This window comes from Mesorhizobium sp. 113-3-9 (assembly GCF_016756515.1).
Taxonomy (GTDB): domain Bacteria; phylum Pseudomonadota; class Alphaproteobacteria; order Rhizobiales; family Rhizobiaceae; genus Mesorhizobium.
The window spans coordinates 4,764,328-4,778,863 of sequence record NZ_AP023246.1; the positions used below are offsets into that span (position 1 = coordinate 4,764,328).

Here is a 14,536-nt window from a genome sequence, read left to right on the forward strand (position 1 = left end):
GGCCTTTTTGGTGCATGCCGTTGCCCCAAAACCGGGGCCACTTTTGGGCGGCATGCATCGGCACCGGGATGGCAAATGCCATTCCGATGCGATATCCACCGCCACGGCTTCCATTCAGACATTCATGACGGTTCATTCATGTCACGCGACACATTCTACATCACGACCGCGATTTCCTACCCGAACGGCAAGCCGCATATCGGCCATGCCTACGAACTGATCGCCACCGACGCGCTCGCCCGCTTCCAGCGGCTCGACGGCAAGCAGGTCTTCTTCCTCACCGGGACCGACGAGCACGGCATCAAGATGCTGCAGACAGCGAAGCGCGAAGGCATTTCGGCGCGCGAACTGGCCGACCGCAACGCGGCCGATTTCAAGCGCATGGCGACCGCGCTCAACGCCTCCAATGACGATTTCATCCGCACCACGGAAGAGCGGCACTACGCGTCCTCGCAGGCGATCTGGAAGGCGATGGACGCCAATGGCGATATCTACAAGGGCGGCTATGCCGGCTGGTACTCGGTGCGCGACGAAGCCTATTACGGTGAGGAGGAGACAGAAGTCCGTCCCGACAATATCCGCTACGGGCCGCAGGGAACGCCGGTCGAATGGGTCGAGGAAGAGAGTTATTTCTTCCGCCTCTCTGCCTATCAGGACAAGCTCATCGCGCTTTACGAAAGCCAGCCCGACTTCATCGGCCCGGCCGAGCGCCGCAATGAGGTGATGAGCTTCGTCAAGTCGGGGCTGAGGGATTTGTCGATTTCGCGCACCACTTTCGACTGGGGCGTGCCGGTGCCGGGCGACGAGAAGCATGTCATGTATGTCTGGGTCGACGCCTTGACAAACTACATCACCGGCGTCGGCTATCCCGATGAAAATGATGAGAAATGGCGTTTCTGGCCGGCCGACGCGCATATCATCGGCAAGGACATTGTGCGCTTCCATGCGGTCTACTGGCCGGCCTTCCTGATGTCGGCCGGCATCCCGCTGCCGAAGCGCGTTTTCGGCCACGGCTTCCTGTTCAACCGCGGCGAGAAGATGTCGAAGTCTGTCGGCAACGTCATCGACCCGTTCACCATGGTCGAGCATTACGGCCTCGATCAGGTGCGCTATTTCTTCCTGCGCGAAGTGCCGTTTGGCCAGGACGGCAGCTACAGCCATGAAGCGATCGTCAACCGCACCAATGCCGACCTCGCCAATGGTCTCGGCAATCTGACGCAACGCTCGCTGAAGATGATCGCCGCGAATTGCGGTGGCGTGGTGCCGCAGCGTGGCGAACTGACGGAAGCCGACAGTGCGATCCTCGACCAGGCGGTGGAAGCGCTTGGCACGGCGCGCAAGGCGATGGCGGATCAGGGCATTCATCTGGCGTTGGCGGCGATCTTTGGCGTGGCCGCCGAAGCCGACCGTTATTTCACGTCTCAGGAGCCCTGGGCGGTGAAGAAGACCGATCCGGCGCGGATGGAAACGGTGCTGTGGACGACCGCCGAAATCGTCCGTCGCGTCGCACTTTTGAGCCAGCCCTACATCCCGGGGTCGGCCGCCAAGCTGCTCGATCTGCTGGCGGTGCCGGCGGACCAGCGTAACTTCGAGCATGTCCACGCCGACTATGCGCTTGTGCCCGGCACGACATTGCCTGTGCCGGAAGGCGTGTTTCCGCGCTACGTCGAACAGCCGGGCGCGAACGCCTGATGCTCGTCGACAGCCACTGCCACCTGGACTTTCCAGATTTCGCCGAGGAGCGGGCGGCCATTGTCGCCCGCGCCAAAGCGGCCGGCATCGGCCGCATGGTGACGATTTCCACTCGCGTAAAGCGGTTTCAGCAAATACTTGAAATCGCTGAAACTTTTGATGAAGTTTACTGCTCAATCGGCACCCATCCGCACAATGCAGCCGAAGAGCTCGACGTCACCGCTGCGGACCTCGTTCGCCTGTCCGATCACCCGAAGGTGGTGGCGATCGGCGAGGCTGGGCTGGATTACTTCTACGACAAGGCGCCGCGCGATGCGCAGGCGCGAGGCTTTCGCAATCACATCGCGGCGGCTCGCGTGACCGGGCTGCCGCTGGTCATCCATTCACGCGACGCCGATGACGACATGGCGGCCATTCTCGAGGACGAAACAGGGAAGGGCGCCTTCCCCTTCATCCTGCACTGTTTTTCCTCCGGACGCCGGCTGGCCGAGGTGGGCGTCTCGCTCGGCGGCTATGTGTCGTTCTCGGGCATCCTGACCTTCAAGAACTCGGCCGAATTGCGCGCCGTCGCCGCTGACGTGCCGCATGACCGGCTGCTCGTCGAAACCGACGCGCCATACCTGGCGCCGATCCCATTCCGCGGCAAGCGTAATGAGCCGGCCTATGTCGCGCACACCGCCAAGGTGCTGGCGGAGACGATTGGTGTCAGCGAGGCTGAAATCGCCGATCTGACGACGAACAATTTCTTCCGGCTGTTCGGCAAGATGCCGCGACCTGCCGAGCTGAGCGCCTGACCGATGACTGACCGGCTGCGCCTGACCATTCTCGGCTGCGGCTCGTCGCCAGGTACGCCGCGCATCACCGGCGACTGGGGCAATTGCGACCCGGACAACCCGAAGAACCGGCGCATGCGTACGGCCGTTCTGGTTGAACGGATCGCGACGAATGGCAACCGCACGACCGTCGTCATCGACACTGGCCCCGATTTCCGCCAGCAGATGCTGATGGCCTCTGTCAGGCGCATTGACGCGGCCGTCTACACGCATCCGCACGCCGATCACATCCACGGCATCGATGACCTGCGCGGCTTCGTCCTCGATCAGCGCCAGCGGATCGATATTCACGCCGACGAGCCGACAATGCTGCGGCTGCGCCAGGCATTCGGCTACTGCTTCGAGACGCCACCCGGCAGTTCCTATCCGCCGATCGTCAGTGCCCATATCATCGACCACGCCAAGCCGGTGGTGATCGAAGGAGAGGGGGGTGCCCTCACCCTTGAGCCATTGCCGCAGGTCCATGGCGACATCATCTCGCTCGGGTTTCGCATTGGAGCGCTGGCCTATTGCCCTGACATCAGCGACTTTCCCGACGCCACCGCCGAGCGGCTGTGCGGCCTGGAGATGCTGGTCATCGACGCGCTGCAGTACAAGACCCACCCCAGCCATCTGTCACTCGGCCAGGCGCTCGGCTGGATCGAGAAGCTGGCGCCGAGGAATGCCGTGCTGACCCACATGCACGTGCCGCTCGACTATGCCACAGTGATGGCCGAGACTCCGGCCAACGTGGCGCCTGCCTATGACGGCATGGTGATCGAAATACCTTATAAATCAGAGCGATAGATCGATTTTCTCGCAAGCTGCAAGCCATGAAATCGTTCAAGCTGGGTAGAAACCTCGGAAACCTGCTCTATCGTGACTATCTGGCCCACGGTCACGAGGATCTGGTTAGCAAATCCCAGGTCGGATGGCGGTGGGCATCTGGGCTGCCTTCATTGTCGGTAAGCGCACCGTATGCCCGTGCACCGTGGAGTCGCCGATTGCCGGCGGCAAACCGACTTGGCGTGAGTTGCTGCGTCCTGGGAGAATCCGGGCCGGATTGGCGGGCTCGATGCGGAAAGCGCTGTCCTGATTGCTGCGCCACCTGCGTCCACAAGTTCCATAATCTATCTTATGCGACTTTTGCATGCGCACACTTCGGGCCCCTGAGCGGCCCGGATAGCGGGTAAGTTTCAGCCGAATGGCGTCCGCTGCGGTGGAGACGAAGCGAGGACATAGCGGTCGCCCTATGGCGCGGGCTTCCTTAGTCGCCCTCGAGCCTGTCGTGCACCGACGACGAAGCCTTTTTGCGCGCACAGGCGAACAGCGCTCGCAAGCGCCGCATCCGCTTCTTCCAGGTGGCCGGCGATGTGGAGAACCTCTCCAAGACCGTCGAGGACGAACGACTGGAGGAACAGAAAGTCCGTCGGCTCGGCGATCGCGACAGCCTCCCGGGCCATACGGAGAGCTCCCTCCACATCGCCCGCACGGACCAAGATCTTTGACCGAACGCATCGCAGCAGGCCTTGCGAGTACGTATCGTCACTGCCGGCGATCCCCTCGCCCAATCGAACAAACGCTTCGGCCTCCTCGTACCGGCCTTGGACATAGATGGCTTGGGCGAGGATGCCGGCAATCGTGGGTAACCATGCGAACTCGCCGGTGCGTTGAAGTGTCTTTACACCCCAGCGAAGCTCCCGCTCGGCGGCTGCCGCGTCGCCTGCCCAGAGCTCGGCCAAGGCGCTCATCTCCGTAAGAGGTCCCGCGCTCCACACGGTCAGTGCGACTTCCTCGACCGTTGACCGCGCCTGCGCTATCAACTGCCGCGCCTCGCCAAATCGGCCGCGCATCGCCTCGAGATTCCCCCAGCTGAAGAGCGCCGCCGACATCGCCTTGCGATCACCCTGCGCCCTGGCGAGCACGTCCTTGCACCGGCCGATCGCCGCCTTGACCGGCATACGGCCGGCCCACACGACAAGCGGCACCCATGAGAGCGACTCGAGCCATTCTCTGTCGTTGCCCGCTGCAAACGCATGCGCCGCCGCGCTCTCCCACGCCTCTTCAGAGGCACCGAAATTGCACTTTGTCAGGTGAAACAGGCCAAGCAAGGACCAACCCTTGGCCAAGCCGTGCTCGTCGTTCTCCTGCTCGAACATCGATATGGCCTGCCGTGCCTCTCGGTACGCCTCGCCCGCCCACCCCTCCGGTTCTGACAGGAAGCGCACCCACAGATCGAGAATGAGCGCATGCGCTTGCAGTCGACGATCGGCGGAGGCGGTCGCTGCCTCACGCATCTGCGCGATCGCGCCACGCGTGCGCTCGAGATCGCCGGTCTCCAGCAGTGCAAATGCGAGCTCCGGCAAGAGTGCCAGTCGCCCAGGATCGTCGCGAGGGCCGAGCGAGATGGCGCGCGACAGCATGTTGACCGCGGCAGGCATGTCGCCCCGCGCGAAGGCGCGCTGCCCGGCAGAAGCCAGCGGCACGCTCGCACGCCGTGCCAGCGACTCGACGCGCTCGTTCGATAGACCGAGCTCCGCGAGAGACCTGTAGGCTCGCTCGAGGTGGTAGCCGACGATCTCTTCGTACTCTCGGGCCCGCTCGCGCATCCTTGCCTCCAACCATGAGGCGAAGCGCTCATGCATGTGGGCTCGCACGCCCTTTGGAATGCCATTGTAGGCCGCGTCCCCGACGAGACTGTGAGTGAAGCGAAAGGCATCCTCCTCCTCCAGATCCGAGCGATCTGGGCGGATCAGCTGCTTTCTCGCCAGAGACTGAAGCTGGCCGCCAACGCGAGGTCGCTGCTCTTCGGGCGACATCTCCTCGACGGCCCCCCACCAGAAGATGCGCCCGATCACGGATGCCCGCTCGATGACAGAGCGCTCCTCGCCGCCGAGCCGGTCGAGGCGCGCGTTGATAAGGGCGTTGATCGTGGGTGGAATCGTCAGCCTCGACAGGTGGTCAGCCGCCGTCCACGTGCCGTCGACGGCAATAAGCAAACCGTCGTCGATCAGCATCCGCAGCGTCTCCTCCACGAAGAGAGGGTTTCCCTCGGCGGCATCGGCGATCCGCGCGCGGGCCTCGTTCGCTAGCTCCGCGCCTCCGAGCAAGTTCCGGATCAAGCCATCCGTATGGGCGTCGCTCAGCGAGCGCAGGGTAATGAGGGACGCATTCGCCTTCGACGTCATCCAGCCGGCGCGAACCTCGAGCAGCTCAGGGCGAGCGAGGCAGAGGAAGAACGCCGGCACGCCGTCAAGCGAATCGGCGAGATATTCGAGGAGATCGAGGAACGTCGGCTCGGCCCAGTGAATGTCGTCGAACACGACGACCAATGGCCGATGCGTTGCCAGCTTGCCGAACAGCTTGCGCACGGCCCAGAACGTCTCTTGAACACCAGGCGTCGCACGGGTGAGGCCCATGAGTGCGGACAGGCGTTCGACGACCAGCGCGGCATCGGGACCTTCCAGTAACTTGCCAATCTTTGCGCGAGCATCGTCGGGCGAGTGACTGTCTGTGATGCCCGCCGCGGCCTTGAGCACCTCGATGATGGGCCAAAAGGTAATCCCCTCGCCGTATGGCAGGCACCGCCCCCCGACGACCGTCGTTGTCCTTTCGAGTCGGGGAAGAAATTCACGCGTCAGCCGCGACTTGCCGATTCCCGCCGGGCCCATCACCGTCACGATCTCGCATACTCGAGACTTGACCGTCCTTTCGAACATCTCTCCAATTGCGGCGACTTCTTTGTCGCGACCGATCAGAGGGGATTCGAGACCACGGGCAGCGGGCGCCGCGGGGGCGACATCCATGAGGTTCCACGCGGCGACGGGCTCTGACTTCCCCTTCACGCGAAGCGGCTCGATCGGCGACGTCATCGCGACATCGCGGACAAGCCGATACGTCGCGTCTCCGATCAGGATCTGCCCTGGCTCGGCAGCTTGTTCGAGCCGGGCAGCAATGTTGACCGCGTCTCCGACCGCGAAAGTTTCGCCCTGGCCCGGATCCCCGGCGAGCACCTCACCCGTGGTCATACCTATCCGGATCACGATCCTGGCGCCCCAACGCGCCTCGAACTCATCGTTCAGCCGATGAAGCGCATGAAGCATTGCAACCGCGGCTCGAACCGCACGCACCGCGTCGTCCTCATGGAGGAGCGGGATGCCGAACACCGCCATGATCGCATCCCCGATGAACTTCTCGGTTGTCCCCCCGTGGCCACGAATTACCGCGGCCATCTCCCGAAAGTACTGGGTCATGAGATTGCGAAGCGACTCGGGATCGAGCTCATCTCCCAACGCCGTCGAGCCGACAATATCAGCAAAGAGGACCGTCACCACCTTGCGCGTATCGGCGGCACCGGAAGCTCGTTGGGTCAGCGGCGATTCACAGGACGCACAGAACTGCAATTCGGCTGCATTGGCAGATCCGCATGTCGAACAGATCGAGCTCCCGAGAGCATATCTCATTGTGCTCATGGACTGTACGGCCAGGCCTTGCGGAGGGCAAGTCCGTCCCGCAGGGCCGCCCCTCTTGACAGGCCCATCTTAGTCTAGGATAGTTTAGGATGGTCTAAGATAACTGGAGGATGGGCGATGGCAGTAGAATTGCCAGCACACGTCAAAAAGTATCTCGACGACATGGAGGTCTCGGCGGATGCCCTCCCAGAGGACGCGTGGGAGACATTTGCCAGTCTCTCGGGGGGCGAGATAGCCCTTCTAAGGAAGCTGGGGAAGGACCTGGAGGAAGCAGATGACGGCATCGTCATCAAGGTTCACTAGCCGAGCTTCTTAACCAACGGGATGCTTCTTAACCAGCGGAATGCTTCTTAACCACCGGGATGCCGGCATGGGCGGGATCGAGGTTGGGGCCGCTACTACGCCGAGCGTTCGTCTCCGGCGGAAGATCGACCTTGTGGTCCAACCATACGCAAAGTCATGTCGCACCCTTGTGACGCATCCGAGGCTTGCTGACTTTTGGCCGCAGTTCCTGCTCACTCAGCACCAAATCATTCGTGCGACAGTGCCCTTGACGGAAGTAGCAGCGGAGCGAGCCGAGAAAATGGCGGCTACTGACCCTATCGCGTCCGGTCTGGTCCGATACCTGGAGGAGCACGTCAAGGAGGAGTTGGGGCATGATGACTTGCTGCTCGACGACCTCGAACTGCTGGGTGTGAAGCGGGCGACGGCGCTGAGCCGCATACCATCTCCCTCGGTCGCGAGCCTGGTGGGAGCGCAGTACTACTGGATCCATCACCATCACCCTGTCGCGTTCCTTGGTTTCGTCGCGTTGATGGAGGGACATCCGCCGACACCGACGCTGATCCAGACGCTGATCTCCGCGACGGGGTTTCCGCATGCGGCTTTCCAGACGCTCATCGACCACGGTGATCTCGATCCCGGACACCGCGACCGGCTCTACCGCACGATCGACGCCCTGCCCCTGACAGCCGAGCACGAAACCGTCATGGGCATCTCCGCCATGCATGGCGCCACGCTTCTTCCATCCACGATCGAGGAGATCCTCGAACAGGGGTAGCGAGGCGGCAATTGGGAAATCAACATGGCCTCCGGCAGCGCGAACGATGGAAATGATCTGCCGCGCCTTGCACGGATCGACCCACGCCTGTTCGATCTTCTCTTCAGCGGCTGCAAGGTCGAACGCTACGCGGCTGGTCAGCATCTCTTCGTTCAGGAAGATCCATCCGATCGTATTTACGGGGTGATGAGCGGGACGGTGGAGATCTCGATCTATTCGCAGGGAGGCCAGAGGCTGGTAGCCAATATCGAGCTTGCGCACAGCCTGGTCGGAGAGGTTGGCGCGCTCGACGGGCGCCCGCGCACCGCAACCGCCATCTGCCTCACCGCATGCGATCTGGCCTCGCTCGGCCGGGTGCAACTCTTCGATCGCATTGAAAGAAACCCATCACTGGCACGTGCCATGATTGAGCTGTTGTGCGCACGGCTGCGTTGGATCAGCAGCGAACTTGGGGATCATGCTTTCTTCGGCATTGAGGCGAGGCTGGCGAAGCGGCTGGTCTTCCTGGCTGGCGTAATGGCGGATGGGTCAGGCTGGATACCGATTTCCCAGTCTGAACTGGCCGAATTCCTCGGCGCCACGCGCGAGTCCGTCAACAAGACGCTCAACAATTGGCGCAACCGCTCGATCATCGCAATCAAGCGTGGTGGCCTGCGAATAACCAATTTCGGCGCCCTTCGTCATCTGGCCGAGACACAGAACGACAACTGACGTCGCCAATTCACATGGGTGGAATGAGGGCCACCGCATCGGATCCTGACAATCCGTGGAAATGTTGGCCTGAGGCGGGAGAGCGGTGGCGCTGACCACCGCTCCCCACTTGTATCTCAGTTGCGGCAATTGGGGCTGACAGGGTCATACTGGTGCGGGCTGACCCCCATGCAACTGGAGTTCGAAACGCCACCAGCCAACCCGATCGATCCTGTCTGGAACCCATACACCGCTTCTTCCGAAGCCAATGGATGTTGGCCCTTGACCTCTCCCGGGGCCTCGAAGTCGCCATTGTCGGCACGAAGGCTGTGGACGAAGGTCGAGTCGATCGCGAACGAAGGTGCCGTAAGCATAAGCAACGCTGATGCAGCTGTAATTATCTTGTACATTTTTATCTCCTTTGTTTGGTTCCACCACAATTATTGTGACTAGAACGAAAATTCATCCTATTTGCAAAAGACCATGTCTCTCGTTTGATCTGATGTTTTTTCTCTAAGATCTATTTGCAAAGGGCAGATAAATTTCTGTTCTGGCACATCTTGTACGCCACGCACGAATTTGTATGTGAAGGACTTCACAAGAGGTCACTAATATGAGGTAGGTCGCCTTTTCGAGAGGCGTCTGGAACAAATCCGTCGCGAGATCGACGACACGACAATCGACTACAATCGCAAAAGCTCAGGGGGCGATCGAAGGCGTCGAGCTTCCCGATCCACAAAGACGGCCTACTTTGCGGCGACCGCTGTTACGCGATAACCTCCCAGTCCGTGTCATCAGGACCATCAAGAAAATGTCGCCATCATTCCTCGGCCTTCCCGACCGCCTCGCCGACGGCCGCACGCCCCGTGCGGTGATCTTCGGAGCCGGCCATGGCAGCACCTATCCCGGCCAGGACAGCAGCGGCCATGCCTTGGCCGCCGACGCCATACGCGCGGCCAGCCAGGGTGATGCTCCGCTCGTTGAGCACTGGGATTTCGATCTCGGCGGTCCGTTGTTCGACGGCAAGCCAGTCTGCTGCGTCGACGCCGGCGACATCTCGACCATCCTGCACGACAATACCGAAAACAGGGTCCGGATCGAAGCCAGGACGCGTGAGGTCCTGGCCTTGCCGGCCGTGCCAATCCTGCTTGGCGGTGACGATTCCGTCGTCACGCCGTTCCTTGCCGGCTTTGCCGATCACGGACCGATCTGGATCCTGCAGATCGATGCCCATATCGATTGGCGCGACGAGGTGCATGGCGAACGCTACGGCTATTCGAGCCCGATGCGGCGGGCGAGCGAGATGGCGCATGTCGCGGGCATGGTGCAGGTCGGCCTGCGCAGCGTCGGCAGCGCACGCCTCGCTGAAATCGAAGCGGCGCGGCACTATGGCAGCCGTTTCGTAACCGCCCGCGAAATTCATGCTCAAGGCGTGGAAGCGGCGCTCAGGCATATTCCGGAAGGCGCGCGGGTCGTCGTCACCTTCGACTGCGACAGCCTCGATCCCGGCATCATGCCGGGCGTGGCGGCGCGCACGCCAGGCGGCCTCACCTATACACAGGCCATCGACCTGATCGCGGGCCTCGGCAAGCGGGCCAGGATCGCGGGATTCGACCTTGTCGAACTCTATCCGCCCGCCGATATCGACGGAATGTCGGCCCTGACCGCAGCGCGTGTTCTCGTGAATGTGATCGGCACAATCGCCCGGCAGATTTGAAAACCGACTTTCCTCTGTTTCGAACAAGCAGGCCCCGATTGGCGGTCAAGCAGGACGGTGACCACAAGGCCTGCCAGCTATGTGGCGCCGGCCGCCGAAATGCGCCGATGGACACCGTCCAGGCTTTCCGCCAATGCGTCAAAGACGTTGTGGGCCGTGAGTTCGTTCAGGACCTGCTCATTGATGCCGCCGCGGGTCGCATAGTCCTGCGCCAGATTGGCGAAATCCGCATCAGGCGCCGTCTCCGGCGCGTGCCCAAGCCCCTTGAACAGCGCCGCAATATAATCGCGCCCCTTCGCGTCTGGAACGCCATGCGCTTTCAACCAGTGATGAATCGTATCGAGGTATTTGAAATAGGTGGCATAGGTCGCGGTCGCCACGCTCAACGCATCGAACTCTTGCGAGTTCTCGACCTCGATCACCTTCCCCAGCCCGCCGAGCAACGCCGTCACATCCGGATCAGGCGGGTAAATAATTGTCGCCCCCAACCGGTGAGCGACCATCGGCATGGGAAGCGCTTTTGTCACGCGGGTCGCTGGGGCTGTCAGGCCGATGATTTCCTCGCGTGACAACGTGGCGATCAGGCTGATGACATGATGGCCGCGCCGGAACCGCAATTCAGGCAGCACCTGATGGGCAATCTGCGGCCGGACCGCCAGCATGACGGTGTCGCACGCGTCGAGGACCGCCTGATTATCGGCGGCGACATGCACATTCGGATAGCGGGAAGCGAGATTCGAGGCGATCTCTTCGTTGCGCGGCGACAACACGACCGAAACCGGATCGTCGGCTACGGATTTGAGACCGGTAACGATGGCAGCCGTGAGCGTGCCTGTGCCGATGAAGCCAAGTTTCATTTGATGCCCCACGGCGTTGGTTATGCGGTTGGCCGTCCGGTGATCACCGCCGCCCCAGCTCCAGGCTGATCCGGTAGCCCAGAGAACGCTTCGCTCCCGGCTCGATCAGCATCACGCCAGGTTTCTCGCTGAATTCGCCGTCGAAATCGGCTGGGCTTGCAATGCCGTGCCACGGTTCGATGCACAGGAACGGCGCGCCGCCCGGCTTGGACCAGATGCCGAGTTCCTCTGTTCCCTGCCATGACATTTCGATCGCTGGACCGTGGTCGGCGGCGTAGCGCACGCTCGTGCTGGCGGGCCGATCGAGAATGACGGCGTCGTCATCGAACAGGCGTTCGGATAGTGGAAGCGTCTTGCCTTCGATGGGTGTCGGCCACGCCACCGGGAGTAAAAGGCCATCCTTCAGCCGGCGGATCGGCGCCGGCTCGGCATCCGCAAAGGTCAGCCGATAGGCCTCCTTGGGCAATTCCGGCAGCAATGGCCAGTTGAATGCCGGATGCGCGCCGACCGAAGCCGGCAATGGCTCGTCGCCGGTGTTGGTGATCGCGAAGGTCACGCCAAGCTGCAGACGGTCGAGCGTGTAGGTCACGGCGAGGCGGAAGGCGAAGGGATAGTGCGCGCGCGTGTCGGCGTCGTCGGTGAGGACCAGCGTGCAGGAGTGGGGTCCCCTCTCCTCCCAGGTGAACGGCTTGTCGCGGGCGAAGCCGTGCTGTGTCATCGGATAGGTGCGGCCACGATGGCGCAGTTGGTCGCCCTTCAGCCGGCCGACGATCGGGAACAGGACCGGCGAATGGCGTCGCCACTCTGGACCGGCCTGCCACAGGAACTCAAACCCTTGCGCATCCTGCAGCGAAACCAGTTCGGCGCCCTGCCCGACTATGACGGCCGAGATGCCGTCGCCACGGAGCGTTTGGCTGTCCTGTGCCATATGTCCTCGCGGGCCGGCGTTGAAGCTGGCGGCAGACTAGCAAAAGCCCCCGGGGACTCAAGCCGGGTCGTGTCGGAACGGATTGGGCCGGAACGAATTGTGGCCGGAGGATCTCTCCTCCGGCCACCTCTCCGCATCAAGGGCGAGAACCCCACCCTTGCCCACAGCGGACAGTCGTTACTCCCGTTCGCCGGTGAAATTCAGCAGCAGCTGGAAGATGTTGATGAAGTTCAGGTAGAGCGAGAAGGCGCCGAAGACGGCGAGCTTCTGGCGCGATTCCGCGTCGAAATTCTCGGCATACTGTTCCTTGATCGTCTGCGTGTCCCAGGCGGTCAGGCCGATGAAGACGGCGATGCCGATCACCGAGATGGCAAACTGCAGCGCGGTCGAGCCAAGGAAGATGTTGACGATGCTGGCGATCACCACGCCGATCAGGCCCATGATCAGGAACGACGAGAACTGCGTCAGGTCGCGCTTGGTCGTGTAGCCATAGAGGCTGGTGGCACCGAACATGGTTGCGGCGATGAAGAAGGTGCGCGCGATGCTGGTTCCGGTGAAGACCAGGAACACGGAGGCGAGCGACAGGCCCATCACCGCGCAGAAGGCCCAGAACATCATCTGGGCGCTGGCCGCCGACATGGTCTGCATCTTGAACGAAAACAGCACGACGAAGGCGAGCGGCGCCAGCATCACCACCCATTTCAGCGGGCTGGAGAAGATCGGCACGTAGAGCGCCGGCGTCGATGACACCAGGAAGGCGACAAGGCCGGTGACCACGAGGCCAAGGCCCATATAGTTGTAGACGCGCAGCATGTGCTGGCGCAGGCCCTCGTCAAAGACGGCTCCGGTTTGGGCGCCGGTGCCAACGCGATATCCCAGATTGGGCGTATTCATCTGCAGTCTCCTTTAGATCGGTCAGTAAAGTGTTCTGGCGAGCGTCTCGGCGGCGCGGTCGAGGTCATGGACGCCGCTCTTCGCGACCACCGCGTAGGCAACCTCGCCGATCTGGAAATAGGCCGAGGAAATATCGCCCGAGGGCGCGACGGTCGGCTTGACCACGTCGAAGGTTCCCGGCCGGATCGCAAACAGCGACACCAGACCCATATCCTTGGTGTCGACAGCCATCTCGACGCTCGGACCGAAGCGCGACGGATAGATCTGCACGTCGCGCACCTTCCAGTCCTTGGGCAGCGACGGCATGACGATCGCGGTGGCGGCGCGGATCTCTCCGGCATTGTAATTGGGCGCTTCCGGCTGCGAGGGCATGGCTTCGCGCACCAGCGTCGTCCTGTGTGCCCGCACCGCCTCGTCGACATAAGCGGGCGGCTGCGGCGAAGCGACGACCTTGGTCACGGACATCGGCCCGATGATGCCGTTCGCCAGCCAGCCGGCGGCAACGAAGGCGGCAACGGCGGCGGCACGCTGCAACACGCCGAAGATGCGGCCGCGGGCAAGCCCCCTCTCCAGACGCCGCGCCGCGTCAGCGGTCGCCGGCCGCGCCATGCCCTTGGAGCCGGCGAGCGCCACGCGCAGTTCGTCGCGGGTCCGCAGATCCGACATCACGCGGGCGGCAGCCTCCGGACGCGTGGACAGGAATGCTTCCACCTCGATGCGGCGGGTGACATCCAGTTGCTCATCGACATAGGCGTCGAGGTCGGTGTCCGTAACGGGGTCGACAAGAGCGGTCATTGCTCACCTCCCACGATCCTGAGATGATTCTTGCCGCGCCCCGGGGCGGCGTCTTCCATCTGGCGCAAGGCGGCGCGCGCCCTGCCGATGCGCGACATCAGCGTGCCCAGCGGCACACCCGTGGCATTGGCCGCCTGCTGATAGGAAAGCCCTTCGATGGCGACCAGATGCAGCGCCGAACGCTGCTCTTCCGGCAGGTTGAAAAAGGCTTCCCGCACCTGCGCCAGGCGCACCGAATGCTCCTGCGGAGCTGGCGTGGCGGTGTCGGCCAGGTATCCGGCCTGTTCGATGCGCGCCGCTTCCGAGCGGCGCGAGCGCATGCGGTCGACAAAGGCGTTGTGAACGATCGAGAGCAGCCACGCCCGGAGGTTTCCGCCGGAGCGGAAAGTGCCGCGCCGCTCATAGGCGCGCACCAGCGCGTCATGCACGAGATCCTCGGCATCCGCACTGTCGCGCGTCAGCGACTGCGCGTAGCGCCTTAGCGATCCGAGCTGTCCTATGATGTCAAAGCGTGGCATCGACCGTTTCATGCCCTGTTTACGGAGCATGTGGGGATTTTAATCCCGACCTCGCCATTTTTCTTCGACGGGCTCCGCCGGAGAATCGCATTTGCGCCCGT

Annotated in this window: 14 protein-coding genes; 7 read left to right on the top strand and 7 right to left on the bottom strand. The window is 62.5% G+C overall.

Annotated elements, in window-relative coordinates; all coding sequences use genetic code 11:
• Positions 1-138 precede the first annotated feature (138 nt).
• From metG to MesoLj_RS23290, 3 genes are read left to right on the top strand one after another with little or no spacing between them, the layout of a single operon-like run.
• The gene (metG, locus tag MesoLj_RS23280) at positions 139-1,692 is read left to right on the top strand and encodes a methionine--tRNA ligase (RefSeq protein ID WP_202322741.1); all 1,554 of its coding nucleotides are present in this window, start codon (positions 139-141) and stop codon (positions 1,690-1,692) included.
• A complete protein-coding gene (locus MesoLj_RS23285; RefSeq protein WP_140773851.1) occupies positions 1,692-2,486 on the top strand; it encodes a TatD family hydrolase in 795 nt (264 codons plus the stop codon). Before metG ends, MesoLj_RS23285 begins: the two co-directional genes overlap by 1 nt.
• Before the next feature lie 3 nt (positions 2,487-2,489).
• The gene (locus MesoLj_RS23290) at positions 2,490-3,311 is read left to right on the top strand and encodes an MBL fold metallo-hydrolase (RefSeq protein ID WP_202322742.1); all 822 of its coding nucleotides are present in this window, start codon (positions 2,490-2,492) and stop codon (positions 3,309-3,311) included.
• A 443-nt stretch (positions 3,312-3,754) separates the two neighbouring features.
• On the opposite strand, the gene MesoLj_RS23295 is transcribed toward MesoLj_RS23290, so the two are convergent.
• On the bottom strand, positions 3,755-6,976 hold the full coding sequence (locus tag MesoLj_RS23295; RefSeq protein WP_202322743.1) for an ATP-binding protein: 3,222 nt from the start codon (positions 6,974-6,976) through the stop codon (positions 3,755-3,757).
• A gap of 117 nt (positions 6,977-7,093) precedes the next feature.
• Here MesoLj_RS23295 and MesoLj_RS23300 point away from each other — a divergent pair, with 117 nt between their 5' ends.
• The 3 genes from MesoLj_RS23300 to MesoLj_RS23310 all read left to right on the top strand — a co-directional run bounded on the left by MesoLj_RS23300 (position 7,094) and on the right by MesoLj_RS23310 (position 8,747).
• Positions 7,094-7,279, top strand: a complete 186-nt coding sequence (locus tag MesoLj_RS23300) for a hypothetical protein (protein WP_140773854.1) — start codon at positions 7,094-7,096, stop codon at positions 7,277-7,279.
• Positions 7,280-7,559: 280 nt separating this feature from the next.
• Complete coding sequence (locus MesoLj_RS23305) at positions 7,560-8,036, top strand: iron-containing redox enzyme family protein (protein WP_244735151.1); 477 nt, start codon at positions 7,560-7,562, stop codon at positions 8,034-8,036.
• Positions 8,037-8,060: 24 nt separating this feature from the next.
• Complete coding sequence (locus tag MesoLj_RS23310) at positions 8,061-8,747, top strand: Crp/Fnr family transcriptional regulator (protein ID WP_140773856.1); 687 nt, start codon at positions 8,061-8,063, stop codon at positions 8,745-8,747.
• A 116-nt stretch (positions 8,748-8,863) separates the two neighbouring features.
• Here the strand turns inward: MesoLj_RS23310 and MesoLj_RS23315 are convergent, their stop codons facing one another.
• On the bottom strand, positions 8,864-9,136 hold the full coding sequence (locus MesoLj_RS23315) for a hypothetical protein (protein WP_140773857.1): 273 nt from the start codon (positions 9,134-9,136) through the stop codon (positions 8,864-8,866).
• Between the two features lie 401 nt (positions 9,137-9,537).
• Here MesoLj_RS23315 and MesoLj_RS23320 point away from each other — a divergent pair, with 401 nt between their 5' ends.
• Positions 9,538-10,443: an agmatinase gene (locus MesoLj_RS23320; RefSeq protein ID WP_202322745.1), complete on the top strand. Its 906-nt coding sequence runs from the start codon at positions 9,538-9,540 to the stop codon at positions 10,441-10,443.
• Between the two features lie 77 nt (positions 10,444-10,520).
• Here the strand turns inward: MesoLj_RS23320 and MesoLj_RS23325 are convergent, their stop codons facing one another.
• The 5 genes from MesoLj_RS23325 to MesoLj_RS23345 all read right to left on the bottom strand — a co-directional run bounded on the left by MesoLj_RS23325 (position 10,521) and on the right by MesoLj_RS23345 (position 14,465).
• Positions 10,521-11,300: a pyrroline-5-carboxylate reductase gene (locus tag MesoLj_RS23325; RefSeq protein WP_202322746.1), complete on the bottom strand. Its 780-nt coding sequence runs from the start codon at positions 11,298-11,300 to the stop codon at positions 10,521-10,523.
• Positions 11,301-11,343: 43 nt separating this feature from the next.
• Entirely contained in the window at positions 11,344-12,228 is an 885-nt protein-coding gene (locus tag MesoLj_RS23330) for an aldose 1-epimerase family protein (RefSeq protein ID WP_202322747.1), read from the bottom strand.
• Positions 12,229-12,405: 177 nt separating this feature from the next.
• On the bottom strand, positions 12,406-13,122 hold the full coding sequence (locus tag MesoLj_RS23335; RefSeq protein WP_202322748.1) for a Bax inhibitor-1/YccA family protein: 717 nt from the start codon (positions 13,120-13,122) through the stop codon (positions 12,406-12,408).
• Positions 13,123-13,143: 21 nt separating this feature from the next.
• The gene (locus MesoLj_RS23340) at positions 13,144-13,917 is read right to left on the bottom strand and encodes an anti-sigma factor family protein (protein WP_140773861.1); all 774 of its coding nucleotides are present in this window, start codon (positions 13,915-13,917) and stop codon (positions 13,144-13,146) included.
• Positions 13,914-14,465 carry a sigma-70 family RNA polymerase sigma factor gene (locus MesoLj_RS23345; RefSeq protein ID WP_140773862.1) on the bottom strand — a complete coding sequence of 184 codons (552 nt, stop codon included), beginning with the start codon at positions 14,463-14,465 and terminating at the stop codon, positions 13,914-13,916. The genes MesoLj_RS23340 and MesoLj_RS23345 overlap by 4 nt, the downstream gene beginning before the upstream one ends.
• Positions 14,466-14,536: the final 71 nt, after the last annotated feature.

Excerpts from the sequence above, each read along its gene's own strand:
- metG (WP_202322741.1), top strand. The coding sequence starts at position 139 with ATGTCACGCGACACATTCTACATCACGACCGCGATTTCCTACCCGAAC.
- MesoLj_RS23285 (WP_140773851.1), top strand. The coding sequence starts at position 1,692 with ATGCTCGTCGACAGCCACTGCCACCTGGACTTTCCAGATTTCGCCGAG.
- MesoLj_RS23290 (WP_202322742.1), top strand. The coding sequence starts at position 2,490 with ATGACTGACCGGCTGCGCCTGACCATTCTCGGCTGCGGCTCGTCGCCA.
- MesoLj_RS23295 (WP_202322743.1), bottom strand. The coding sequence starts at position 6,976 with ATGAGCACAATGAGATATGCTCTCGGGAGCTCGATCTGTTCGACATGC.
- MesoLj_RS23300 (WP_140773854.1), top strand. The coding sequence starts at position 7,094 with ATGGCAGTAGAATTGCCAGCACACGTCAAAAAGTATCTCGACGACATG.
- MesoLj_RS23305 (WP_244735151.1), top strand. The coding sequence starts at position 7,560 with ATGGCGGCTACTGACCCTATCGCGTCCGGTCTGGTCCGATACCTGGAG.
- MesoLj_RS23310 (WP_140773856.1), top strand. The coding sequence starts at position 8,061 with ATGGCCTCCGGCAGCGCGAACGATGGAAATGATCTGCCGCGCCTTGCA.
- MesoLj_RS23315 (WP_140773857.1), bottom strand. The coding sequence starts at position 9,136 with ATGTACAAGATAATTACAGCTGCATCAGCGTTGCTTATGCTTACGGCA.
- MesoLj_RS23320 (WP_202322745.1), top strand. The coding sequence starts at position 9,538 with ATGTCGCCATCATTCCTCGGCCTTCCCGACCGCCTCGCCGACGGCCGC.
- MesoLj_RS23325 (WP_202322746.1), bottom strand. The coding sequence starts at position 11,300 with ATGAAACTTGGCTTCATCGGCACAGGCACGCTCACGGCTGCCATCGTT.
- MesoLj_RS23330 (WP_202322747.1), bottom strand. The coding sequence starts at position 12,228 with ATGGCACAGGACAGCCAAACGCTCCGTGGCGACGGCATCTCGGCCGTC.
- MesoLj_RS23335 (WP_202322748.1), bottom strand. The coding sequence starts at position 13,122 with ATGAATACGCCCAATCTGGGATATCGCGTTGGCACCGGCGCCCAAACC.
- MesoLj_RS23340 (WP_140773861.1), bottom strand. The coding sequence starts at position 13,917 with ATGACCGCTCTTGTCGACCCCGTTACGGACACCGACCTCGACGCCTAT.
- MesoLj_RS23345 (WP_140773862.1), bottom strand. The coding sequence starts at position 14,465 with ATGCTCCGTAAACAGGGCATGAAACGGTCGATGCCACGCTTTGACATC.